Below are 24,023 nucleotides of genomic sequence, written 5' to 3' on the forward strand. Positions count from 1 at the left end.
TATGAATTATACTGAGCAAAATCAAACTATCAAACGTTGATAATAAGATTTTTGGTCAATTTTAGGTCAATCGCAAGAAGTGAGCGATTGACCACAGTCTGTAGACAGTATTCTGTTACGCGTTCTGCATTTTATTAATGTCTAACTGTAACGATTCCAACTGCTTCGCTACTCGACCAACATCGCCTGCACCCTGCGTTAAAACAAGGTCACCGCCTTGAATTACATTGGCTAAAGCCGATGGCAGTGCGTTGATATCGGCAACAAAGATTGGATCTATCTTACCACGCCCGCGAATAGTTCGACTTAATGAACGTCCGTCTGCCCCTGCAATAGGTTTCTCACCTGCAGAATAAACATCTAACAGAATTAGGACATCAACTTGTTCAAGAACGTTCGCAAAATCATCATACAGATCGCGAGTACGGCTATAACGGTGCGGTTGGAAGATCATTACAAGACGTTTGTCAGTCCAGCCACTTCGTGCTGCTTGAATCGTCACATCAACTTCGGTTGGGTGATGACCGTAATCATCGACCAACATTGCTACGCCTTTACCTGTTTCGTACTCACCTAGGTGATCGAAACGGCGACCCGTGCCTTCGGTTCCTGCCATCGCTTTTAGAATCGCTTCATCGCTGATGTCATCTTCTGTTGCAACAGCAATCGCCGCAGATGCATTCAGTGCATTGTGACGACCCGGAATGTTTAACGTGATATCAAGGTTAGCTTTACCTTCACGTACTACCGTGAATTTGCCTTGCTGGCCTTCTTGTACGTAGTTCTCAATACGAATATCCGCATCTTCAGAGAAACCGTAAGTAATCACTTGGCGACTTACCTGAGGGATAAGCTCACGTACTACTGGATCATCAACACACATCACAGCCTGACCGTAGAATGGTAGGTTGTGTAAAAAATCAATAAACGTCTGCTTTAGCGTTTCAAAATCGCCGCCGTAGGTATCCATATGATCCGCTTCAATGTTAGTTACGATACTAACCATTGGTTGCAGATGTAAGAATGACGCATCACTCTCATCGGCTTCAGCGATAAGAATACGGCTTGAACCTAAACGTGCGTTAGTGCCTGCACTTTTCACCAAACCACCGTTTACGAAGGTTGGATCTAGACCTGCTTCCGAGTAAATCTGTGTCACTAGCGCAGTCGTGGTTGTCTTACCGTGCGTACCTGCCACAGCAATACCGTGACGAAAACGCATTAGTTCAGCCAGCATTTCTGCACGACGAACGATCGGTGTGCGCGCTTCACGAGCTGCAATAATTTCTGGGTTTTCTTCGTTGATAGCGGTTGAAACCACCACCACACTTGCGTCGGCAACGTTACTTGCTTGGTGGCCGATATAAACGGTCGCACCCTTGCTAACTAAACGATCAGTCACTGGATTTTGAGCAATATCAGAACCCGTGATCTGGTAGCCTTCATTTAGCAAGACTTCAGCAATCCCGCTCATTCCGGCACCACCAATACCAATGAAGTGGATAGATTTAACACGGCGCATCTCTGGCACCATTGCACGGATTTGCGCTAAGTCTTGGGTATGTTCAATCGTCATCAATTCAATCTCATTATTTTGCTAAAGCTTTAATCGCTTCAGCGACGGTCACATCAGCATCAAGCTTGGCGGCTTGACGAGCTTTTGTTGCCATCATTTTTAATTCATTTCTATCAAGCTGCGCGATAGTGTTCGCTAGCTTATCAGCCGTTAGTTGAGGCTGTTCAATCATTAACGCTGCGCCACATTCAACTAAATGGTCGGCATTCAACGCTTGTTGTCTGTCTTTGTGCATAAACGGAACGAAGATAGATCCGACACCTGCCGCAGACACTTCTGATACGGTTAATGCACCTGAGCGACACACTAATAGATCTGCCCACTCATAAGCTTGCGCCACATCATCAATAAATTCAGTCACTTGAACATTATCTACAGAATGTGATTTGTATTGCTCAATGACTTGCTGTTGATTGTTCTTACCCGCTTGGTGCATCACAGTGAAGCCTTCACCAAGCCGCGCCATTGTTACTGGCAAGGTATCGTTCAGGATTCTGGCGCCCTGACTGCCGCCCATAACCAAGATGCGGATATCACCATCACGCTCAGCCATGCGTTGCTCGGGTTCAGCTAAGGCAACCACATCTTCGCGTACTGGGTTACCCACCACTTCTGCGGTAGGGAAAGCACCAGGGAAAGCTTGGAAAACCTTTTTAGCAATCTTAGACAGCCATTGGTTGGTTAAACCTGCCACTGCATTTTGTTCATGCAGAACCACTGGAATGCCAGACAACCATGCCGCGATACCACCCGGGCCACTCACGTAACCACCCATGCCAAGCACCACATCAGGTTGCCATGCTTTGATGTGTTGTCTTGCTTGAAGTATGGCATTAATAATCTGGAACGGCGCTTTAATTAACTTGCTAATGCCTTGACCACGCAGGCCTTTCACCTTGATGAAGTCGATCTCAATACCATGTTTTGGTACCAAATCCGCTTCCATCCTGTCTGCCGTTCCTAACCAGCGAATTTCCCAACCTTGTTGCTGAAGCTTTTTAGCTACCGCTAACCCTGGGAAAACGTGACCGCCAGTACCACCAGCCATCACTAAAAGTTTTTTGTTTTGTTTCATAACGTTAGATTCTTATTCTACTAATTCGTTTTGATTATCGGCTTGTTCTTTTTGTTGCATTCGGCATTCGTGATCGATACGCAGCAGCATAGACACCGCCACCGACATCACGATAAGACTTGAACCACCATAACTGATCAACGGCAAGGTTAGACCTTTGGTTGGGACGATGCCTGAAGCTGCACCCACGTTAACAAGCGTCTGAAATGCAAACCAAATACCGATACCAAATGCTAGATAACCACTGAATACTTGGTCATTTTCAAAGGCCTTTTTACCAATAAAAATGGCTTTAAAAACCAAGCTAAAGATGAGTATCAACACTAAGGTCACGCCAACAAAACCCAATTCTTCTGCCAACACAGCAAATACAAAATCGGTGTGTGCTTCGGGTAGGTATTCGAGTTTCTGAATTGAGTTACCGAGCCCTTGTCCCATCCAATCACCACGGCCGAAAGCCATCAATGACTGAGTTAACTGGTAACCACTACCGAACGGGTCGTTCCAAGGTTCCCAGAATGAAGTAACACGTCGAACACGATAAGGCTCTATAACAATCAAACCGACGACCGCAGCAATACCTGCCACCATCAAGGCGATAAACTGTGAAAGCTTGGCACCCGCAATGAATAGCATGCCAAACAGAGTCACTAGCATTACGACCACGGTACCTAAATCGGGCTGGCCGAGCAGCAGCACGGCGAAAGCGCCGAACACCATGATCGGTTTACCAAAACCACCGAAGAAGGTTTTTCTCACTTCATCTTGTTTACGAACCAAGTAGCCCGCCATAAAGATAAACAGCGATAACTTGGCGACTTCAGCAGGTTGTAAGTTAAATAGTCCTAATGGGATCCAACGCGATGCGCCGTTAACCGACTTACCGACGGCTAGTACCACAATCAGCAAGAAGAAGGACAAGCCCAGTAGATACATACTGTATTGAAACCAACGCTGCATCGGGATTTGCAATATGACGCTGGAGACACCTAACGCCAACACAAGGAAGATGGCATGACGGAACATAAAGTGAAACGGCTGATCGGTTAAACGAGCACTGATAGGAAACGAAGCCGATGTTACCATCACTAAGCCCGTCAGCATCAGTCCAAGAGCAATCCATACCAATTGACGATCGTAAAGCGCCTCTGGTGTGGCACGGTTAAGCCATTGCCAAATAGATTGATTGATCTCTTTCACTCTTTGCACTGAATGTTAGTCCTTCAACACGTTAGGCATACTCATGAGCAAGTTCAGTGAACGCATCACCTCTTGCCATGAAGTTATTAAATTGATCGAAGCTGGCACACGCTGGGGACAACATCACCATATCACCGGCAACTAACTGCTTTGAGATACTCTCGATAATGTCACCCATAGTTTCAAACGTCTTAGACGATGAGTGTAACGGCATAAATTGCGCTGCATCTTCACCAAAACAACACAGTTGAACGCGCTCTAGTTGCGACAACACAGGCTTAAGCTCGCTAAAGTCGGCACCTTTACCAACCCCACCAACCAGAAGATACAAAGTACCTTGGTACTCTAAACCCGACAGAGCCGCCAATGTACTGGCTACGTTGGTTGCTTTCGAGTCGTTAACCCATTTGATTTCGCGTTTGTCAGCCACTACTTGGCAGCGATGCGTCAAACCATTGTAGGCCTTCAAGGCTTCAAGGCTTTTGCTGTAATCAATACCGACTTGTTTAAGCAGTGCTAGCGAGACTAACGCATTTGCCACATTGTGACGTCCAACCAATGTTAAATCTTGGGTAGCAAGTACAGGTTTACCGTTATCCATTAGCCATTCAATGCCGTCAACTGTCGCGACACCAAACTCTTGGTCGTCGAGTCCGAATGTGACTAATGACATGCTGTGGTCTGGATACGTCTCTTTATCGTCGCGGTTTACAATCGCATATTGAGCATTATTAAAGATTCTTAGCTTGGCATCGCGGTAATCGGCCATGCCTTGGTAGCGATCCATATGGTCTTCTGACAGATTCAGAAATGCTGCTGCTGCTAAGTTTAGGCTTGATGTTGTTTCTAACTGAAAGCTTGAAAGCTCCAGAACATATAAATCGGCATCAAGCTCTAGAAGGTCTAAGGCAGGAATACCGATGTTGCCACCGACACCGACATTCAAACCCGTAGCCTTAGCAAGCACACCAGTAAGGTCAGTCACGGTGCTCTTGCCGTTAGAACCCGTGATAGCTACAACGGGTTTGTCTACCGCCCAGCCAAACAGTTCAATATCACCAACAACCGGAGTACCCGTTTGAATAACATCTTGAATTTCAGGGGTCGCGAGTGCGATACCTGGGTTAGCAACCACCAAATCAGCTTCCGCTAACCATTGGCTATTCCAACTTCCAGAATGTAGCTCTACCGATTCAGGTAAAGATTCCTTTCCTGGTGGTAGCTCTCGCGTATCAATCACCTTCACATGCGTATGAGGTTGATATTTTACGAGATGTTTAACGACAGAGAGCCCGGTAATACCGAGCCCCACAACCACTACATTTTGAATATTTTGCCAACGTTCCATTTAAACAAGATGCTCTTAATAGTTTTAAAGAGCCCCTACTCAGAGGCTCACACAGGATTAACGAACTTTCAGTGTCGCTAGGCCAACCAGTACTAATACCATAGAGATGATCCAAAAACGCACGATTACACGCGGCTCTGGCCAACCTTTCAGTTCATAGTGGTGGTGAATCGGTGCCATGCGGAAAATACGCTGACCACGCAATTTGTAAGAGCCTACCTGCAGAATCACTGACAAAGTTTCCATTACAAACACACCGCCCATGATAACCAGTACCAACTCTTGGCGAACTAACACAGCAATCACACCCAATGCACCGCCCAGTGCTAGCGAGCCAACATCGCCCATGAATACTTGTGCTGGGTAGGTGTTGAACCATAGGAAACCTAGGCCTGCACCGACGATAGCAGTACATACAACCACAAGCTCAGATGTGTATGGGATGTATGGAATGTGTAGATATGCCGCGAAGTTAACGTTACCTGTCGCCCATGCAATCACAGCAAAACCAGCAGCAACCATCACCGTTGGCATAATCGCCAAACCATCTAGGCCATCTGTTAGGTTCACCGCGTTACTGGTACCCACAATAACAAAATAAGTCAGTACGATGTACAGTAAACCTAATTGTGGCATCACATCTTTAAAGAAAGGAACCACCAGTTGGGTTGCTGCAGTATCGTGTCCGTGAGCATATAGAGCAAACGCCACAACCAATGCAATAGCCGATTGCCAGAAGTACTTCCAACGCGCAATCAAGCCGTCTGTATTTTTACGAACCACTTTACGGTAGTCATCAACAAAGCCAACCGCACCGTAACCGCCAAGGACAACCAATACCGCCCAAACGTAAGGGTTAGAAAGATCAGCCCACATTAATACCGTAATAATGATCGCAGCTAGGATCATCACGCCGCCCATGGTTGGTGTACCACGTTTGCTAAAGTGAGATTCAGGACCGTCGTTACGAACAACTTGGCCAATTTGTAGCATTTGCAGACGCTCAATTAAACGAGGTCCCATCCACAGCGACAGACATAAAGCCGTCAAAATACTCGCGATTGCACGAAACGATAGGTATTCGAACAAACGGAAAAAAGAAAGGTGTGGCTGTAGTAGCTCTGCAAGCCAAATTATCATGAAAAGTTCTCCTTTAAAGCAGCGGCTATTTTACTCATTCCTGCACTATTCGCGCCTTTTACCAACAAGGTATGTGACGCGTTTTCTGGCAAGCATAAGTGCTGCTCTATGTGCGCGATCATCGCTTGATGCGTTGCGAAGTGGGTACCATTACAGACCTCACTAATCACCTTGGTATCATCACCGTAAGTGAGTACATGCTCAAAAGCGAATGGGGCAGCATATTCACCGACTTGACGGTGAAGTGCAAGGCTTTCGTCGCCTAATTCAGCCATATTGCCTAAAATCAGCCAACGTTGACCTTTGAAGCTCGACAGCAGTTTGGCTGCCGCCTTCATCGCGGGTACGCTGGCGTTATAACTGTCATCGATCAACTTGATATTCTGACTTAATTGTTGAACCTCAACTCGCCCTTTGACAGAGATAAGGTTCGCTAAGCCATTTTTTACTTCTTCAAGCGTGGCACCAAACTGAATGCTCAACGCTGCTGCGGCCAACGCATTCGCTACGTTATGCTGACCGATAATGCCAAGCTCAACCGGCATAGCGCCTTGCGGTGTTTGCATCTCAAAGCAAGCTTCGCCCTGCTCATTAATGCGAATATGCTTAGCAAAGTAATCTGCCGTGCTGTCGCTTTCTGAAAATGTCAGTACCGTTTTATCTGCGAGTACTTCATTCCAGAAGTTGCCACCATTGCTTTCTAGATTAACAATAGCAGTATCACCAGCAGCAAGCCCCTGAAAGATTTCACCTTTCGCTTGTTTAACACCATCAATTGAGCCAAAGCCCTCTAGATGCGCGGCTGCGACGTTATTCACCAACGCCACCTGTGGTTTCACAAGCTGCGTGGTATAGGCGATTTCACCAATGTGGTTCGCGCCCAGTTCTATCACGGCAAAGTCGTCATTGGGTTCACTGCGCAGCAAGGTTAGTGGTACACCAATATCATTATTGAAGTTACCCGCCGTAAACAGCACCTTGCCACGTTGTTGCAGAATGCTCGCCACCATCTCTTTGACGGTTGTTTTGCCACAGCTTCCTGTTATCGCCATGGTTGGCACGTCACATTGTTTGTGGATCCAAGCACTTAGCCGACCTAAAGCAAGTTTAGTGTCTTCAACAACAACTTGAGTAATATTTAGGTCAAGTTTTCGTTCGACTAACAACGCGCTCGCATTTGCCTCAACCGCTTGATGACAAAAGTCATGCGCATCGAAACGTTCTCCGAAGATAGCAACAAACAATGCGCCTTCTTCAACGGTGCGAGTGTCGGTAGAAACGGCATTAATTACAGCACTGTTTGAGTTACCAGCCTCAATCAACTCGCCGCTGACCGCTGAACAAATCTGTTCGAGTGATACATCAATCATTATGAAATACCTAAAAGTTGAAGCGCAGACTCTCGATCTGAGTAATGGATCGTTTCGTCTTTTAATACTTGGTAATCCTCATGGCCTTTACCAGCCAAAAGAATAATGTCATTGCTGTCTGCCTGTTCAAGCGCGAACTTAACCGCTTGATAGCGATCGTGTTCCACAAATGCAGATTCAGGTTTGCTTAAGCCTGCCAGCATGTCTTTGACAATCAAGGCAGGATCTTCGCTACGAGGGTTGTCATCTGAAATAATGATTTTATCGGCGAACTGCTCTGCGGTCGCTGCCATCATTGGACGCTTACCCGTGTCACGGTCACCGCCGCAGCCAAAGATAGCCCATAGTTTTCCAGAACAGTGAACTCGCAATGCTGCTAATGCTTTTTCTAAAGCGTCTGGCGTATGCGCGTAATCGACAACCACTTTTGCTTTGTTCGGCACTTGGAACAGTTCCATACGACCAATCACAGGTTGCAGCTGAGGCGCAGTGTCGACCAAGATTTGCTTATCGATACCTAATGACAGCAAGGTCGCAAAGGCAACCAGTACGTTTGATGCGTTGAACTGACCAATTAATTGAACAGAAAGATCGCCTTGTCCCCAACTACCATCGAAAGAGAGCTTAATCCCAGTTTCTGCATAGGCAACATCAGATGCCCATACCGACTGTTGGTAGCCCGTTAATGGAAGTAATGAAACAGCAATCGCATTCGATAAATCTTTCATCCAAGCTTTGCCCACTTCATCATCAACATTTATCACAGCGTGCTTGCATTTGTGCTCAGTAAACAGGCTCTTCTTAGCTAAAGCGTACTCTTCCATCGTGCCATGGTAATCAAGATGATCACGGCTCAAATTAGTGAATACACCGACTTCGAAGTCCAAGGCTTTAACGCGACCTTGCACCAAGCCATGAGAAGATATTTCCATAGCTGTGTAAGCCGCGTTTTCTTTCGCTAACTCACTCAGTGTGCGTTGTATTTCAATCGCACTACCTGTGGTATTCGCCGCGGTTTTTAGATGGTCTAAAAAGCCATTACCCGTGGTGCCCATTACCGCAGAGCGTTGACCAACAAGATCAAGCCATTGAACAATCAATTGAGTGATGGTGGTTTTGCCATTGGTGCCGGTAACACCAATCAACTTAGTCGCTTGAGAAGAGTAAACACGACCGGCCAACTCAGATAACACCAAGTTAAGGTCTTTAATGTAAACAACCGGAACAGCGTCCAACCACTCAATCAGACCATGGGCCTTTTCAGCACCAGCTTGTGCGATAACGGCATTGGCTCCCTGTGCGACCGCTTTGTCGATGAAACGACGGCCATCAACAGCATGCCCAACTACAGCAACAAAAATATCGCCGCCTTTGATGGCACGGCTATCCAACTCCAACTGTTCAACGGCAATCGCATCCAGCTCAGGTGAACTAAAGTCACCCCAAGGAGAAAGTAAAGATGACAGCGTGAGGCTATTACTCATATTGAATCCTGATTGGCTCTATTCTTGAAACTTGTTTTCATCAGCAGGGACATTCAGTATTTGCAGTGCACCCTTCATGATTTCAGAAAAAACGGGGGCAGCAACTGAACCGCCATAGTAAAGGTCACCTTGAGGCTCATTGACCACAACAACCAGCGCGACTCTTGGGTCACTAACCGGGGCAAAACCTGCGGTAATCGCAATGTATTCGTCACTGTATCCGCCCGCTTCAGCCTTACGAGAAGTACCCGTTTTTGCTGCAACTCGGTAACCAGGAACGGCCGCTCTTGTTGCTGTGCCGCCTTTTTGAGTCACCCCTTCGAGCATATTCAAAACCAGTTCAGCGTTCTCACGCTTGATGATCTGCTTAGAAAAGTCTTGGTCGTTACTCTTAATAATATGAATCGGTTCATACATACCTTTGTTGGCTAGCGTCGCATACGCATGGGCCAACTGCATCGGTGTCACAGACAAACCGTAACCGAATGATAATGTTGCAATTTCAAACTTAGACCAGCGACGACGATTCGGGAAAATACCGCTCGTTTCACCGATCAAGTTCAGCCCTGACATTTCGCCTAGACCAACAGAACTGTACATCCCAAGCAGGGCTTCTAAAGGCATGTTAAGTGCCAACTTCGCCACACCGATGTTACTCGACTTCTTGAGGATCAGCGCTAAATCAGCCTTACCGACTTTAGAAGAGTCTCGCACACGACTACCACCGATCTGCATGATGCCGTTGCCGGTATCAATAACGATATCTGGATCTGCCGTACCGTTCTCTAGCGCCGCCAAAACCACAAAAGGTTTCACGGTAGAACCGGGCTCCATCGCATCGGTAAGTACGCGGTTACGCATCTTAAAACTTTGTAAGTCAGCACGATTGTTCGGGTTATAAGAAGGCGCATTAACCATCGCCAACACAGCGCCGGTTTTTACATCCAACAAAATAGCAGAGCCAGAAGTCGCCTTGTGATCGGCCACCGCCTGTTTAATCGCTCGGTAGGCGATCGCTTGTAATCGTTGATCGATCGTTAGCTCGAGTGGTTTGCCTTCTTCACGCTCTTCTAAAGCAATGTTTTCAACAACGCGTCCGTAGCGGTCTTTACGAATCGTTCGCTTACCCGCCTCGCCTGTGAGCCATTTATCATAGCTGCGCTCAACGCCTTCTAGGCCATGTCCATCAATGCCGGTAACACCGATAAGGTGCGCACTGACTTCGCCTGCAGGATAGTAACGTCGAGATTCCGCTTTCAGACCAACACCCACCAGCTTAAGCTCACGGATATACTTAGCCATTGCAGGGCTAACTTGTCTTTGCAGGTAAATAAATCGGCGGGATTTGTTGCTAGAGATCTTGTCGATCATCGATTGTCGCTCTAAGCCGAGTACATCGGCTAACGCGTACCAACGATCAATTTGGGCCATGCCGTTTTTATCGAAAATGGTTTTTGGATCGGCCCATACCGCTTCAACTGGAACACTCACAGCAAGCGGCTCGCCATTGCGGTCTGAAATAATACCGCGAGCAGAAGGAATTGCCTTAACACGTACCGAGCGAAGGTCGCCCTGACGAATTAAGTTATCTGGCTCAATGATTTGGATGTAAGCCACACGACCAACCAGTGCAGCAAAGGCAAGAAACACGAAAGCAATAACGACGTTGAAACGCCATTTAATAAGAATTGGATCCGAGTCCTTTTCGCTCTTCACTCGCTCTTTCGTTGGTTTCTTAACGGTTTTTGCGGGTGCTTTTTCCTTTTTACCGGTCATTTCAGTGTGATCACAACTTCTTTTTCAGAGTCTGGACGTTTCATGTCTAGCTCTCGTTTTGCCGATGCTTGAACACGACTATGTTCAGCCAGAGCTGTCTCTTCAAGCATTAAATTTCGCCACTCATCATCAAGCTGTTCTCGCTCCACCAATGCCGTGTCTTTTTGCGTGATCGCCTGACGTGACATATGTGTCGTAAGAACGACCCCCATCGCACTCGCAAAGATACAGATCAGAAGCATCAATGGGACCTTGCCCACTGAGATCAAATCAAAAAATATTATCTTGGCTAAGTTAGGTTTGGAGGTCTTCATTGACTATAGCTTTTCTGCGATTCGTAGTACTGAACTGCGCGAACGAGTATTCTCATCCACTTCATCTTTAGAAGGCTTGATCGCTTTACCAACAGGCTTAAGATCAGCACTGCCTAGCGCTTTGATCTGCTCTTCTGTTAATGGCAGGCCATGTGGTACTTGCGGGCCTTGGCTCTCTTTACGGATAAAGCGCTTCACCATGCGGTCTTCAAGTGAGTGGAAGCTGATAACAGACAAACGGCCTTCAGGAGCAAGAATGCTTGCTGCGCCTTTCAGGGCTGTATCGATCTCTTCAAGTTCACTGTTGATGTAGATACGGAATGCTTGGAAGGCACGTGTTGCTGGGTGCTTTTTCTCTTTGAAGCTTTTTGGAGCTACATCCGAGATAAGCTTAGCCAACTGACCAGTACGCGTTAGTGGTTCGTTCTCTTCATTCTCTTGATAAGCAATGATGCCTTTCGCGATACGACGAGCGTGTTTGTCTTCACCGAACTCACGAATAACCCATGTGATGTCATCAAGATCGGCTTCAACTAACCACTGAGAGACAGGAATACCCGTTGTTGGATCCATACGCATATCAAGCGGGCCGTCTTTCATGAAGCTAAATCCACGCTCAGCGTCATCTAACTGTGGTGAAGAAACACCTAGATCCAGTAAAACGCCATCCACTTGACCGACTAAGTCATAACGCTCTGCATATTCAGCCATACCTGAGAAAGGGCCGTGAATAATCGTAAAACGAGGGTCATCAATCTTTTGTGCTTCTGCAATCGCTTGTGGATCGCGGTCGATACTAAAGAGTCGTCCATTCTCGCCCAGTTTAGACAGGATTGTACGGCTGTGACCACCACGGCCAAAGGTACCATCGATGTAGGTACCGTCAGGTTTGATCGCAAGCCCGTCAATAGATTCGTTAAGCAATACTGAAATATGTTTGAATGCTTCTGTCATAGTCTTCTCAGTGAGTGGATTGAGCCATTAGTTCGGCAATAATTTGTTCTATTAACGTTTTAGTGTACTGATTTCACGCCGTATCTCCACCATATTGTGTATAGGCTTTTGGAATTTTTGACCCCAGCTCATATCAGGGTGAAGGATTCTAAGGAAATCTAAATAATTTACGTCAATATAAAGCAAAAAACCCATCACTACTGTTAAGTAATGATGGGTTCTTTATATAGGTGGAGTTGACACATACGCCGGGTTCTGTTCCGCTTGCGCGGCGGTAACCATTCGTCTAGGCCTGCAATCGCTCACAGGCTCAAGCAATCTACCCGCCCCCATACGCGAGCAACGCAATGTGAGGGCCTATTTGATCTTGCTCCGGGTGGAGTTTACCTTGCTACGAACTGTTGCCAGTCGCACGGTGCGCTCTTACCGCACCCTTTCAGCCTTACCTGTGCCCCTTCCGAAGAAATGAGGCCATCGGCGGTCTTCTCTCTGCTGCACTTGTCGTGGGCTCGCGCCCCCCAGACGTTATCTGGCACCCTGCTCTATGGAGCCCGGACGTTCCTCCCCTCTACCAGTCTCCCGAAGGACTTCAACGTCAGTTTCCCGAAGGACCTCAACGTCAGTCTCCCGAAGGACATCAGCAAAGCAGCGATTACCCGTTCAACTCCGAGGGCGGATTGTATAGAGATTAGGGAGCAGTGTCTAGCGAGATCACAAATATGCTGCAAACCTCTAAGCAACTGCGTGATTTTTACACAATTCAGACAAAAAAAGAGGAATGACGGCAATACCATCACTCCTCACAAGCTTTTCAATACAGGTTAGCTACTCTATAAAGAGGTTTCTAGTTGTCTAGATGCTCTAGGCCCCATTTGTATAAAGCGTTCTTTTTCAGATTGTAGATTTCTGCCGTCATCGCCGCCGCTTTTTTAAGCGGCAGTTCTTTGGTTAGAATGCCTAGTGTGCGAGTCGCTTCGTCTGGCAGTTCTGTGCTCGCTTCTTCACGGTGGCCGTGAATCAGTAACACCATCTCACCGCGTTTACGGTTCGCGTCTTCTTCAATCCACTCAATAAGCTCACCAAGTGGCAGCCCTTGGATGGTTTCGAAGGTTTTGGTTAGCTCACGCGCCAATACAACCTCACGGTCAGGGCCAAGAATCTCGAACATATCTTGCAGAGAGTCTGAAATACGGTGGGGTGATTCATAGAAGATGCACGTGCGCTCTGCTTTTGCGATCTCTAAGAACTTGTCTTTACGACCTTTGCTCTTTGGCGGTAAGAAGCCTTCAAAGCTGAAACGATCTGACGGTAAACCAGAAGCACTTAACGCGGTAATCACAGCACAAGCACCAGGAAGTGGCACAACTCTCACACCCGCTTGACGACATTGTGAGACAAGATGGTAACCTGGGTCACTAATTAAAGGAGTACCCGCATCAGAGACTAATGCGATAGACTGACCTTCTAATAACCTTTCGACTAGAACTTGCGCTTTAGTTTGTTCATTATGATCATGTAAAGCGAACGTTCTGGTTGATATATTGAAGTGAGCAAGCAGCTTACCCGTGTGGCGTGTGTCTTCGGCTGCAATAACATCGACACTTGATAAAATTTCAATTGCTCTTTGAGTGATATCTCCCAAATTTCCGATTGGGGTTGGCACAATGTAGAGAGTTGGGCTCTCTGTGAGCAAGGTTTTGTTATCTGTCATTTGTTTACCATCACTTCAACGATTAATATAGATACAAATTTATACGGAATTTAAAGAACTCATGGCAACGATGAACCATAAGAGACTCAGTGTACCACGCTTACTAACTCCAATTGCATTAGCAATTACATTGGCGGCTTGTTCTTCAGGTCCTCAAGCACCAACGAGCGTTGATATTACACTAGATCCAGCGCAATCAACTGAAAGTTACATGATGCAGGCGGATAGTAGCAAAGGAAGTCTACAAAACGACTGGTTAATCATGGCGCTTAAGGCTTCTGTACAAGCTGGAAAAACCGATCAAGCAACTCTGCTTATTAAACGCTTAGCAAAACAAGAGCTGAGCGAAACGCAACAAGCGGAATGGCAATTAGCTCGCGCTCAACTGTTGGTGAATAACTCGCAGCCTGAACAAGCTTATAGCCAACTGAACTTCCAGCCTTGGTGGAAACTTCCGAACGAGCAGTGGAAAGATTATCACGAGATACGCGCGAACATTTCTGAAATGCAAAGCGAGTATTTTGAAGCAAGCCGTGAGTTAGTTCTTTATTCAGAGTATCTAGACGCTGACGACGAGCTCCAACAACAAGCTGCTGACCGTATTTGGCAGAACCTAAATAGCTACTCTCAATATGAGATTCTAGAGCTTAAGACGTCGCCTACAGAAGACGTTCTTGCAGGTTGGTTACAGCTGGCGATTTACATGAAGACGCTGAATTCAAACCTCCCAAACCTGCAGGAAACCCTGTCTGATTGGCTAGCAGAGAATCCTCAGCACCCAGCAGCGACATACACACCTCAGGCGATCACTGACATCTTGGCGCTAGAGATCAGCAAGCCAACCAGCACTGCACTATTACTGCCTCTAACCGGTAAGTACGGCAAGCAGGCACAACTTGTGCGTGACGGTTTCATCTTTGCGATGATGAATGACAAAGAGCGCGAAGAAGATGCAACGCTGACGGTAATGGATACCAACGTGCAAAGTGCCGCTGAGATTAAAGCGACACTGGAAGAGAATAACGTTGATTTCATCGTTGGCCCGCTGATCAAGAGCAACATCACTAAGCTTCAGCAAGCGCAGAAAAACCACGAGAACTCGATTCCAGCTTTAGCTCTGAACATTCCTACGCAACTAGAACCAGATACCAACATTTGTTATCTCGCTCTATCGCCAGAGCAAGAAGTCGCTCAGGCAGCGAAACACCTATTTGCTCAAGGCTACAAGTACCCGCTTATCCTTGCGCCAAGAGGACGTTTAGGTGAGCGTGTTGAGCAAGCGTTTAAAGAAGAGTGGAAAAAATACAGCAGCAACGATGTGGCTATCAGCTTGTTCTCTGACAAACGCCAACTGCAACGCAATGTGAATCAGGTATTCGGCTTGCAAGAGAGCCAACAGCGTATCGCTCAAATGGACGGGTTACTGAACCTAGACCTAGAAACCGAGCCACGCAGCCGTCGCGATATCGATTCTGTCTACATTGTGGCTAAGAACTCAGAGCTAACGCTAATCAAACCCTTCATTGAAGTTGCAATTAACCCAGATGCGAGCCAACCCGATCTGTTCTCAAACTCACGCAGCAACAGCGGTGATAAGCAGTATGAAGACCTAACCGGCGTGTTCTACAGCGACATCCCACTATTGGTTGAGAACAAAAACGAGCTTAATAAAGAGCTAAACGACCTATGGCCTGCACACTCAAACGGCCAAAAGCGTCTGCAAGCACTGGGAATGGATGCATACTACCTAATGGATGCACTGCCACAGATGAAAGCCGTACAGGGTTACAGCATTCCAGGTGAAACGGGTGTGCTAACCATCGATAACAACTGTGTCGTTCAACGTGAAATCAGCTGGGCAGAGCATGGGGCTTTTTAGCCGAAAGTTCCTATCCAAACCAAGTATCACCCACAAGCAAGTGGGTGATAAATACGAGACCGTGGCAAAATCTTATCTGATTAACCACGGTTTATCGTTAATAGAAGAAAACTTCATAGCAAAATGTGGCGAGATTGATCTTATAATGCGCCATAACAATACCGTTGTGTTTGCTGAGGTAAAATACCGCAAGCAAACCCGCTACGGACATGCCGCCGAAATGGTGACTGCCAAGAAGTCACAGAAACTGCTCAAAACAGCCAATGTTTGGCTTATGCAGCAAGGCTTGTCGGTGCACTCTACAGATTTCAGGTTTGATATTGTTGCCATTGAAGGGCCGAATGACACTATCGACTGGATTCAAAACGCGATTACCCAAGGATAAACATGCTAGACAGCATTAAAGAAAGTTTCACAGAAAGTATTCAAATCCAAATTGCGGCTGCAGAAGCTCTGCCTGACGCAATCACGCATGCCGCTCAAGCAATGGTTGCGACCTTGCTTAACGGAAACAAAATTCTTTGTTGTGGTAATGGTGGTTCGGCGTCGAATGCTCAGCAATTTGTATCGTGCCTACTCAACCGGTTTGAAACAGAGCGCCCTAGCCTCCCAGCAATGGCACTCACAGCAGACAACACCACGCTAACGGCTGTGGCTAACGACTACCACTATGAAGAGATCTTCTCTAAGCAGGTGCGTGCATTCGGTCAAACTGGCGATATTCTGTTGGCTATCTCGACTAGCGGTAACAGCAAGAACATCATCAAGGCAATGGAAGCGGCGGTAACTCGCGACATGACAATTATCGCCTTTACCGGTAAAGATGGTGGTGAGATGGCAGGTTTGCTTGGTGAACACGATGTAGAGATTCGTATCCCTTCACACCGTACAGCGCGCATTCATGAAGTACACATGGTGACACTACACTGCCTATGTGACCTAATCGATCAAGTACTCTTCCCTGCTCACGAAGAGTGATATACGGAGCATCACAATGAAATCATTAATCTCTATGAGGCTGTTTAAGCTGATTAGTGTTTCGCTACTTACACTGTCTCTGTCTGGTTGTGCTGGCATTTTCATTGCTGGTGCTGCAACCACTGCAAACCTAGTCACAGATACGCGAACAACCAAAGAGATTTGGAACGACAACAACATTGAATTTGAAGTTGCAGCGATTACCAATAAACAACCATTCCGTGGCAACGTACGTGTCACCGCAAGCTCATACCGAGGTTCGGTGGTACTGATGGGGCAAGCGACCACAGATTCAGAACGTCGCGCTTTTGAAAACCAAGCCAAAGAAGTGGCTGGCGTTGAGAGCATCCACAATCAGGTTCGAGTGAAAGAACCTTTATCTGTGAGCGCTATCAGTAAAGACAGCTGGATTACCACTAAGGTGAAATCAGCTCTGCTTGCGAATGCTGAGCTTAACGGCATCAAAGTAAAAGTAATTACTGAGGATTCTGAAGTATTCCTGCTTGGACTCGTGACTCGAGAGCATGCCGATATCGCGACAGAAGTGGCGCGTAATATCTCTGGCGTAAAACAGGTCATTCGAGCATTTGAATACGGTGAAGAAGAGACGGCTGTTAACTAGCCGTAAGCCAGTCAATTAAATGCTATATAGCAGAAAAGAAAAAGCAGCGACGAGTCGCTGCTTTTTTATTTGGTTCGTTATTTAACTAACGTTATTTGATAACACGAAGGCTTGGGCGACCTTTCGCTGGACGAGGTGGCTCAGGATCTGAGTCAGGCTCTTCAGCATCTACGTCTGCCGTTGCTACGCTCAAAGATGGGCCTTTTTCTTGTTCTTCAAAAGGACTTTCTTCAATCCCTTCTTCAAACGCTTCCATGTAAGCCTCTTCAGGTTCAAACATGGTACCAGCACCATTTTCACGAGCATAAATCGCTTGTACTGCGTAAAGCGGAACGATCACAGAGTGTGGACGACCACTAAAGCGAGCACTAAACGTCACAGCTTCATTACCCAGTTCAAGTTGTCCAACCGCACGAGGCGCGATGTTCAGAATAATCTGACCATCTTGAACAAACTCTTCTGGAACTCGCACGCCCGGTAATGTTGCTTCAACAACAAGGTGTGGAGTTAGTTCGTTATCAACCAGCCACTCATAAAATGCACGAAGCATGTATGGTCGGCGTGGAGTCATATTAGAAATATCCATAAACGCTTAGCGAACGAGTCGCATCTCACGCTCAGCTTCAGTTAAAGAAGCTAGGAATGAATCACGTTCGAATACGCGGTTCATGTAAATCTTAAGCTCTTTAGAACCAGGACCAATTAGTTCGATACCAAGCTCAGGTAAACGCCATAATAGCGGAGCTAGGTAACAATCAATTAGGCTAAACTCTTCGCTCATGAAGTATTCATACTCAGCGAAGATAGGAGCAAGAGTCAGTAGGTCGTTGCGCAGTTTAACGCGAGCTGCTTCAGATTCTTCAGCGTTGCCTTTAACGATCTTCTCTGCAACTGAATACCAGTTACGCTCAATGCGGTACATCATTAGACGGCTGTTACCACGAGCAACCGGGTATACAGGCATCAACGGTGGATGAGGGAAACGCTCATCTAGGTATTCCATGATGATCTTTGAGTCATATAGAGCAAGCTCACGATCAACAAGAGTAGGTACTGATTTGTACGGGTTCAGTTCAACAAGCTCTGCTGGTAGATTTTTTTCATCAACCAACTCAACTTCAACACTTACGCCTTTTTCAGCAAGAACGATGCGCACCTGATGGCTATACATATCAGAAGCACTTGAGAAAAGAGTCATTACAGAACGTTTATTGGCAGCTACAGCCATGGAGCCCTCCAGTACACTTTAAATAAAAACAATGGAGGCCTAAAGCCTCCATTGAACATTAACATAATTTGGGAATTAGCACGGTATTATAGCACAATTAGTGCACATCACGCCAATACTCTTTCTTCAGCAAAATCACGATGATAGTGAAGATTACTAAGAAGGCCATTACCCACCAACCCATAGCGTGACGCTCAAGTTGAACTGGGTCGCCCGAGTAAACCAAAAAGTTAACAAGGTCACGAACCGCTTCGTCGTATTCACCAGCACTTAATTCGCCAGAGCCGTCAGTCTCAGTGCCAACAACAACCGTCACTTCCTCGCCATCTACCATATGAGTATCGTAGATTGGTGTTGGGATACCTTGCAGTTCTTCAAGAACGTGCGGCATACCAACGCTTGGGAAGACAATGTTGTTCACGCCAAATGGACGAGACGGATCTTCATAGAAAGTACGAAGGTAAGTGTACAGCCAGTCTGCGCCACGAACACGAGCAACCAATGTTAGGTCTGGTGGCGGAGCACCAAACCAACTTGCCGCTTGATCAGAAGGCATAGCATTAACCATCAAGTCACCAATTTTCGCTTCAGGGTCAAAAATCAGATTTTCCTTCATAAGATCAACGGGGATCTCTAAATCATTCGCAACACGTTCATAGCGCTGGTACTGCGTTGAGTGACAAGCGAAACAGTAGTTCATGAACATCTTAGCGCCATTTTGCAATGAAGCTTTGTCTGTTAAATCATTGTTCGCTTTGTCTAATGGTACGTTTGCACCCGCTGCCATTGCCAGTGACGGCAACATAGCAAATAAAATTACAATCCACTTTTTCATTTGAATGTCACCCTTTCTGGTAATGGTTTCGTCGCTTCATTTTTACTGTAGAACCACAGTAGAACGAAGAACATGAAATAACCTAAGCTAAAGATTTGAGCAAGTAGCGTGTATGTTGGCGTTGCTGGAAGCGCACCAAGTACACCAAGCGCAATAAAGCTTATTGTGAATTGGATGATGTTAATCAAATGCAGTTTGCTACGGTAACGGTAAGAACGCACTTTACAACGGTCAAACCATGGTAGTAGGAATAGCACAACAATAGATGCGCCCATTGCTACAACACCTAGCAACTTATCAGGAACAGCACGCAGAATTGCGTAAAACGGCGTGAAGTACCATACCGGAGCAATGTGCTCTGGTGTTTTCAGTGGGTTAGCAGCTTCAAAGTTTGGCGGCTCAAGGAAGAACCCACCCATCTCTGGGTTAAAGAACAGCACATAACAGAAGAAGAATAGGAAACCAGCCACACCAACCATATCTTTCACGGTCCCATATGGGTGGAAAGGAATAGAGTCAATGATGTCGTATTTCTTAGTGTAATCCTTGTGGAATGGGAACTGCGTTTTGTAGTCGTCGCCCATTGTGCCTTTAGGAAGTTTCGTCTCGATACCGTCTGGGTTGTTCGAACCCACTTCGTGCAGTGCTAGTACGTGAAGTACGATAAGCAGCAGAAGTACGATTGGTAGAGCGATAACGTGCAGTGCGAAGAAACGGTTCAGCGTTGCACCAGAGATGATGTAGTCACCACGGATCCAAAGCGTTAGGTCATCACCGATAACAGGGATCGCACCAAACAGAGAAATGATTACCTGAGCACCCCAGTAAGACATTTGACCCCATGGTAGTAGGTACCCCATGAAAGCCTCAGCCATAAGCACTAAGAAGATCAACATACCGAAGATCCAAAGTAGCTCACGAGGTTTTTGGTAAGAGCCGTAGATTAGGCCACGGAACATATGCAGATAGATAACAACGAAGAATGCCGAAGCACCTGTTGAGTGCATGTAACGTAGTAACCAACCGTATTCCACATCACGCATGATGTATTCAACAGAAGCAAATGCACCCTCACCTGACGGTACGTAGTTCATTGTTAGCCAAATACCCGTAAGGATTTGGTTAACCAGTACCAACATTGCCAAAGAACCGAAAAGGTACCAAAAGTTAAAGTTCTTAGGCATTGGGTATTCAGATAAATGCTTTTTATAAGCATTCATCGCGGGTAGACGTTTCTCTACCCAATCAAGCAATCCTTGCATTACGCGTCTCCCTCGTCCACACCGATCATGATCTTAGTGTCACTCAAATACATATGCTTTGGTACAACAAGATTCAATGGAGCTGGTACGCCTTGGAATACTCGACCTGCCATATCAAACTTTGAACCATGACAAGGACAGAAGAAACCAGACTTAACACCCTGAACTTGTTCTGCAAAAGAATCCGGCAGGTAAGTTGGAGAACAACCTAAGTGCGTACAGAAACCAACAGCAACGAAGAATTCCGGCTTAATTGAACGGAACTCGTTCTGTGCGTATTCTGGTTGTTGTTCAGCTTCAGATTGAGGGTCACGAAGTTGACCACCGATCGCTTTTAGGTTTTCTAGTACCGACTCAGCACGGCGTACAACCCATACAGGTTTACCTTGCCACTCGACACGAACCATTTGTCCCGGTTCTAACTTACTGACTTCCACTTCCACCGGCGCGCCCGCAGCTTTCGCCTTGGCACTCGGATTCCATGATTTAATAAAAGGCACGGCTACAGCAGCTGCTCCTAAACCACCAACAACGGCTGTTGTTGCGGTTAAGAAACGCCTGCGACCGTTATTTAAAGGCGCGTTGCTCATCCAAACATTCTCCCATTTGCTCCTTGTGGATTGAAATAATTCCGATTAAAGAGCATGGCTAACAAAATATGTATTTAGTTCTATTTATTGACGGCAAATGATAAATAAAACCCTACTTTTTGACAAGATAAAGCTACCTTTTTGTAACAATCATGAGGCAAAGCGCACATTGGGTTACAAAAGCTTTCAAAATATAAGAATTTGGAAATAAAACGAGGGAGGGGAAGCGTTTAGAGGGGGGTATAAAAACAAAAAGCCCGGCATATAGCCGAGCTTTGAACCACAATTCCAGTCGTAAAACTGGGAGCGTGTACTTTTTCGTAAAGAAAAATTAACGCTTAGAGAATTGAGGTTTACGACGTGCTTTACGTAGACCAACTTTCTTACGTTCAACGCAACGAGCGTCACGAGTAACGTAGCCAGCTGCACGTAGAGCAGGACGTAGAGTTTCATCGTACTCCATAAGAGCGCGAGTGATACCGTGGCGGATTGCGCCAGCTTGACCAGAAATACCACCACCAGAAACAGTGATGTAAAGGTCAAGTTTCTCAGTTAGTTCAACTAGCTCAAGAGGTTGCTTAACAACCATACGAGAAGTTGGACGACCGAAGTAAACATCAAGGCTACGCTTGTTGATTACGATCTCACCAGAGCCTGGTTTGATGAAAACACGAGCTGCTGAGCTTTTGCGACGACCAGTGCCGTAGTATTGATTCTCTGCCATTTTCATAATCCCCTTAGATGTCTAGTACTTGTGGCTGTTGAGCAACATGGTTGTGCTCAGTACCAGCGTACACTTTAAGCTTACGGTACATCGCGCGGCCTAGAGGACCACGTGGAAGCATACCTTTAACTGCTAGTTCTAGAACCATTTCTGGTTTCTTAGCAATTAGCTTTTCAAAAGTGATAGTTTTAAGACCACCTGGGAACTCAGAGTGACGGTAGTAAACCTTACCCTTAGCTTTGTTACCAGTTACAGCAACTTTCTCAGCGTTAACAACGATGATGTAATCACCAGTGTCTACGTGAGGAGTGTATTCTGCTTTGTGCTTGCCGCGTAGGCGAGAAGCGATTTCACTTGCTAGACGGCCAAGAGTTTTGCCTTCAGCGTCTACAACATACCAGTCGCGTTTTACAGTTTCTGGTTTAGCAACGAAAGTTTTCATGCTAATAATTACCTATTTAAAAAATTTACACTTAAGGAATACTCGCGTATTCCCACTGTCTAAGAGTTACCATTCATCACCCCTTCGAGTGTTGGAAAACTCTTGGCATAACGTGATTTTACTCATCGCTAGAGGCCCGCAGTAACGGTAGGTCGCAGGATTATAGAGAAGAGCGAAGAAAAAATCACCTCTTTTTGAACAAAATCACGATTTTTTTAATTCTATTTCTTATTCGAGATAATCAAAGCTAACTTAAGTGTTCTTTTGCCAAATATTCATGGCTCTGCATTTCAATTAAACGCGACTGACAACGTTTAAATTCAAACTCTAGCTGACCATGGGTGTAGAGCTTTTCTAGCTCCACTTCCGCTGAAATAATCAGTTTCACATTGCGCTCGTAGAACTCATCAACTAATGCAATGAAGCGCCTCGCAGCGTCATCTGAAGTCGCGCCCATTTGCAACACATCCGCCAATAGAACTGTGTGATAAACCCGAGACAGCTCAATATAGTCGTTCTGGCTACGAGCCGACTGACAGAGCTGAGCAAAGGTACCGTGCAGTACGCCATCACTCGCTTCGACTACATCTAATTGACGGTGATTAACCTCTATCTGCTTAAGCTTCTCTTTATCTTCGCCAACCAGCTGAGCGTAATACTTTTCGAGATTGATATTCGCTTGGCTATCTAGCGGGTAATGGTAAATCTCAGCCTGTTCTAAGGTACGTAGACGATAATCAATGCCACTATCGACATTAAGGATATGACAGTTGTCTTGAATGAGCTTAATAGCCGGTAAGAAACGCGCTCGCTGTAACCCGTTGCGATACAGATCCGCAGGTGGAATATTAGAGGTAGCAACCAAGATAACGTTTCGAGCGAATAACTCTTGGAACAAGGTTCCTAGGATCATCGCATCGGTGATGTCTGAAACAAAGAATTCGTCGAAACAGATAATGTCCGCTTCTTCCTTCAACTTGTCTGCGACTAAAGGCAATGGATCACTCACATTACCTAGCGCCTTTAGCTCATCATGAACTCGATACATAAAACGGTGAAAGTGAACACGCATTTTTTTAGTGGTCGGCAAGGCATCGTAGAACGTATCCATTAGGTACGTTTTTCCTCGCCCTACTCCACCCCAAAAATAGAGACCTTTTGGTGGTTGTGGCAGTTCTGGCTTTTTGCCCAGTAATTTCTGGAAGCGAGTCAGTTGAGGAATGGGCGTATTCATGTAATCTTGAAATTGATGAAAGAGTTCATCTAAAGATTTTACGGCTTGCTCTTGTGCTGGATCTCTTTGAAATCCATGTTCTTTTATATCTTGTTCGTATTTTTTAATGGGATTCATGACGACATTTCCACAATGAAAGCAATATCAGACAACAACTAAAAATGAGCCCAAACAGTACGAGGAATAACGTGATGTGGTGAATAATGCAGCACTAAACTGCTAACTAGCGCACACGCATTTCTCTTTATACTGCGGCTTTCTCATAGTACCATGGAGCCGTA

The 24,023-nt window shown here is 46.1% G+C and carries 23 protein-coding genes and 1 other RNA gene; 4 read left to right on the forward strand and 20 right to left on the reverse strand.

The window, feature by feature from the left end:
* Positions 1–115 precede the first annotated feature (115 nt).
* From murC to rsmI, 12 genes are all read right to left on the reverse strand, one after another.
* Positions 116–1,576, reverse strand: coding sequence for a UDP-N-acetylmuramate--L-alanine ligase (gene murC / locus AB4484_RS00660; protein WP_017059288.1), 1,461 nt, complete (start codon positions 1,574–1,576; stop codon positions 116–118).
* Positions 1,577–1,589: 13 nt separating this feature from the next.
* The gene (gene murG / locus AB4484_RS00665) at positions 1,590–2,651 is read right to left on the reverse strand and encodes an undecaprenyldiphospho-muramoylpentapeptide beta-N-acetylglucosaminyltransferase (protein ID WP_372075969.1); all 1,062 of its coding nucleotides are present in this window, start codon (positions 2,649–2,651) and stop codon (positions 1,590–1,592) included.
* 12 nt (positions 2,652–2,663) lie between these two features.
* A complete protein-coding gene (gene ftsW / locus AB4484_RS00670) occupies positions 2,664–3,860 on the reverse strand; it encodes a cell division protein FtsW (RefSeq protein ID WP_048609688.1) in 1,197 nt (398 codons plus the stop codon).
* A 22-nt stretch (positions 3,861–3,882) separates the two neighbouring features.
* Entirely contained in the window at positions 3,883–5,199 is a 1,317-nt protein-coding gene (gene murD, locus AB4484_RS00675; RefSeq protein WP_372075971.1) for a UDP-N-acetylmuramoyl-L-alanine--D-glutamate ligase, read from the reverse strand.
* Positions 5,200–5,256: 57 nt separating this feature from the next.
* The gene (mraY, locus tag AB4484_RS00680; protein WP_019824581.1) at positions 5,257–6,339 is read right to left on the reverse strand and encodes a phospho-N-acetylmuramoyl-pentapeptide-transferase; all 1,083 of its coding nucleotides are present in this window, start codon (positions 6,337–6,339) and stop codon (positions 5,257–5,259) included.
* A complete protein-coding gene (murF, locus tag AB4484_RS00685) occupies positions 6,336–7,709 on the reverse strand; it encodes a UDP-N-acetylmuramoyl-tripeptide--D-alanyl-D-alanine ligase (RefSeq protein ID WP_372075973.1) in 1,374 nt (457 codons plus the stop codon). The genes mraY and murF overlap by 4 nt, the downstream gene beginning before the upstream one ends.
* On the reverse strand, positions 7,709–9,193 hold the full coding sequence (gene murE, locus AB4484_RS00690; protein WP_372075974.1) for a UDP-N-acetylmuramoyl-L-alanyl-D-glutamate--2,6-diaminopimelate ligase: 1,485 nt from the start codon (positions 9,191–9,193) through the stop codon (positions 7,709–7,711). Before murE ends, murF begins: the two co-directional genes overlap by 1 nt.
* Positions 9,194–9,211: 18 nt before the next feature.
* Positions 9,212–10,969, reverse strand: coding sequence for a penicillin-binding transpeptidase domain-containing protein (locus AB4484_RS00695; RefSeq protein WP_132762223.1), 1,758 nt, complete (start codon positions 10,967–10,969; stop codon positions 9,212–9,214).
* Positions 10,966–11,283 (reverse strand): cell division protein FtsL, encoded by a 318-nt coding sequence (gene ftsL / locus AB4484_RS00700; RefSeq protein WP_019824585.1) that lies wholly within the window; start codon positions 11,281–11,283, stop codon positions 10,966–10,968. The genes AB4484_RS00695 and ftsL overlap by 4 nt, the downstream gene beginning before the upstream one ends.
* A gap of 3 nt (positions 11,284–11,286) precedes the next feature.
* A complete protein-coding gene (gene rsmH / locus AB4484_RS00705) occupies positions 11,287–12,237 on the reverse strand; it encodes a 16S rRNA (cytosine(1402)-N(4))-methyltransferase RsmH (RefSeq protein WP_017066240.1) in 951 nt (316 codons plus the stop codon).
* 228 nt (positions 12,238–12,465) lie between these two features.
* Positions 12,466–12,905, reverse strand: an RNA gene (rnpB, locus tag AB4484_RS00710) — RNase P RNA component class A.
* Positions 12,906–13,081: 176 nt separating this feature from the next.
* The gene (gene rsmI / locus AB4484_RS00715; protein WP_372075976.1) at positions 13,082–13,948 is read right to left on the reverse strand and encodes a 16S rRNA (cytidine(1402)-2'-O)-methyltransferase; all 867 of its coding nucleotides are present in this window, start codon (positions 13,946–13,948) and stop codon (positions 13,082–13,084) included.
* Positions 13,949–14,009: 61 nt separating this feature from the next.
* On the opposite strand from rsmI, the gene AB4484_RS00720 reads away from it, so the two are divergent.
* Genes AB4484_RS00720 through AB4484_RS00735 form a run of 4 tightly spaced genes read left to right on the forward strand, consistent with a single transcriptional unit; the run spans position 14,010 to position 17,427 of the window.
* Positions 14,010–15,827, forward strand: coding sequence for a penicillin-binding protein activator (locus AB4484_RS00720; protein WP_372075978.1), 1,818 nt, complete (start codon positions 14,010–14,012; stop codon positions 15,825–15,827).
* Complete coding sequence (locus AB4484_RS00725; RefSeq protein ID WP_050622288.1) at positions 15,814–16,212, forward strand: YraN family protein; 399 nt, start codon at positions 15,814–15,816, stop codon at positions 16,210–16,212. Before AB4484_RS00720 ends, AB4484_RS00725 begins: the two co-directional genes overlap by 14 nt.
* 2 nt (positions 16,213–16,214) lie before the next feature.
* The gene (locus AB4484_RS00730; RefSeq protein WP_004729817.1) at positions 16,215–16,805 is read left to right on the forward strand and encodes a phosphoheptose isomerase; all 591 of its coding nucleotides are present in this window, start codon (positions 16,215–16,217) and stop codon (positions 16,803–16,805) included.
* Between the two features lie 16 nt (positions 16,806–16,821).
* A complete protein-coding gene (locus tag AB4484_RS00735; RefSeq protein ID WP_050649509.1) occupies positions 16,822–17,427 on the forward strand; it encodes a BON domain-containing protein in 606 nt (201 codons plus the stop codon).
* Positions 17,428–17,518: 91 nt separating this feature from the next.
* Here the strand turns inward: AB4484_RS00735 and sspB are convergent, their stop codons facing one another.
* The 8 genes from sspB to zapE form a co-directional block, all read right to left on the reverse strand.
* Positions 17,519–18,013 (reverse strand): ClpXP protease specificity-enhancing factor, encoded by a 495-nt coding sequence (sspB, locus tag AB4484_RS00740; RefSeq protein WP_372075980.1) that lies wholly within the window; start codon positions 18,011–18,013, stop codon positions 17,519–17,521.
* 6 nt (positions 18,014–18,019) lie between these two features.
* The gene (gene sspA / locus AB4484_RS00745) at positions 18,020–18,655 is read right to left on the reverse strand and encodes a stringent starvation protein SspA (protein WP_009848943.1); all 636 of its coding nucleotides are present in this window, start codon (positions 18,653–18,655) and stop codon (positions 18,020–18,022) included.
* Positions 18,656–18,752: 97 nt separating this feature from the next.
* Complete coding sequence (locus tag AB4484_RS00750; RefSeq protein ID WP_048614931.1) at positions 18,753–19,490, reverse strand: cytochrome c1; 738 nt, start codon at positions 19,488–19,490, stop codon at positions 18,753–18,755.
* Entirely contained in the window at positions 19,487–20,752 is a 1,266-nt protein-coding gene (locus AB4484_RS00755) for a cytochrome bc complex cytochrome b subunit (protein ID WP_017061435.1), read from the reverse strand. The genes AB4484_RS00750 and AB4484_RS00755 overlap by 4 nt, the downstream gene beginning before the upstream one ends.
* Positions 20,752–21,342, reverse strand: a complete 591-nt coding sequence (gene petA, locus AB4484_RS00760) for a ubiquinol-cytochrome c reductase iron-sulfur subunit (RefSeq protein ID WP_010434692.1) — start codon at positions 21,340–21,342, stop codon at positions 20,752–20,754. Before petA ends, AB4484_RS00755 begins: the two co-directional genes overlap by 1 nt.
* A 331-nt stretch (positions 21,343–21,673) precedes the next feature.
* On the reverse strand, positions 21,674–22,066 hold the full coding sequence (gene rpsI / locus AB4484_RS00765; protein ID WP_004740758.1) for a 30S ribosomal protein S9: 393 nt from the start codon (positions 22,064–22,066) through the stop codon (positions 21,674–21,676).
* A 13-nt stretch (positions 22,067–22,079) separates the two neighbouring features.
* On the reverse strand, positions 22,080–22,508 hold the full coding sequence (rplM, locus tag AB4484_RS00770) for a 50S ribosomal protein L13 (RefSeq protein ID WP_010434689.1): 429 nt from the start codon (positions 22,506–22,508) through the stop codon (positions 22,080–22,082).
* A 247-nt stretch (positions 22,509–22,755) separates the two neighbouring features.
* Positions 22,756–23,859, reverse strand: coding sequence for a cell division protein ZapE (gene zapE / locus AB4484_RS00775; protein WP_050635033.1), 1,104 nt, complete (start codon positions 23,857–23,859; stop codon positions 22,756–22,758).
* Positions 23,860–24,023 lie beyond the last annotated feature (164 nt).

It is taken from the genome of Vibrio sp. 10N.261.46.A3 (assembly GCF_041472995.1).
GTDB lineage: Bacteria > Pseudomonadota > Gammaproteobacteria > Enterobacterales > Vibrionaceae > Vibrio > Vibrio coralliirubri.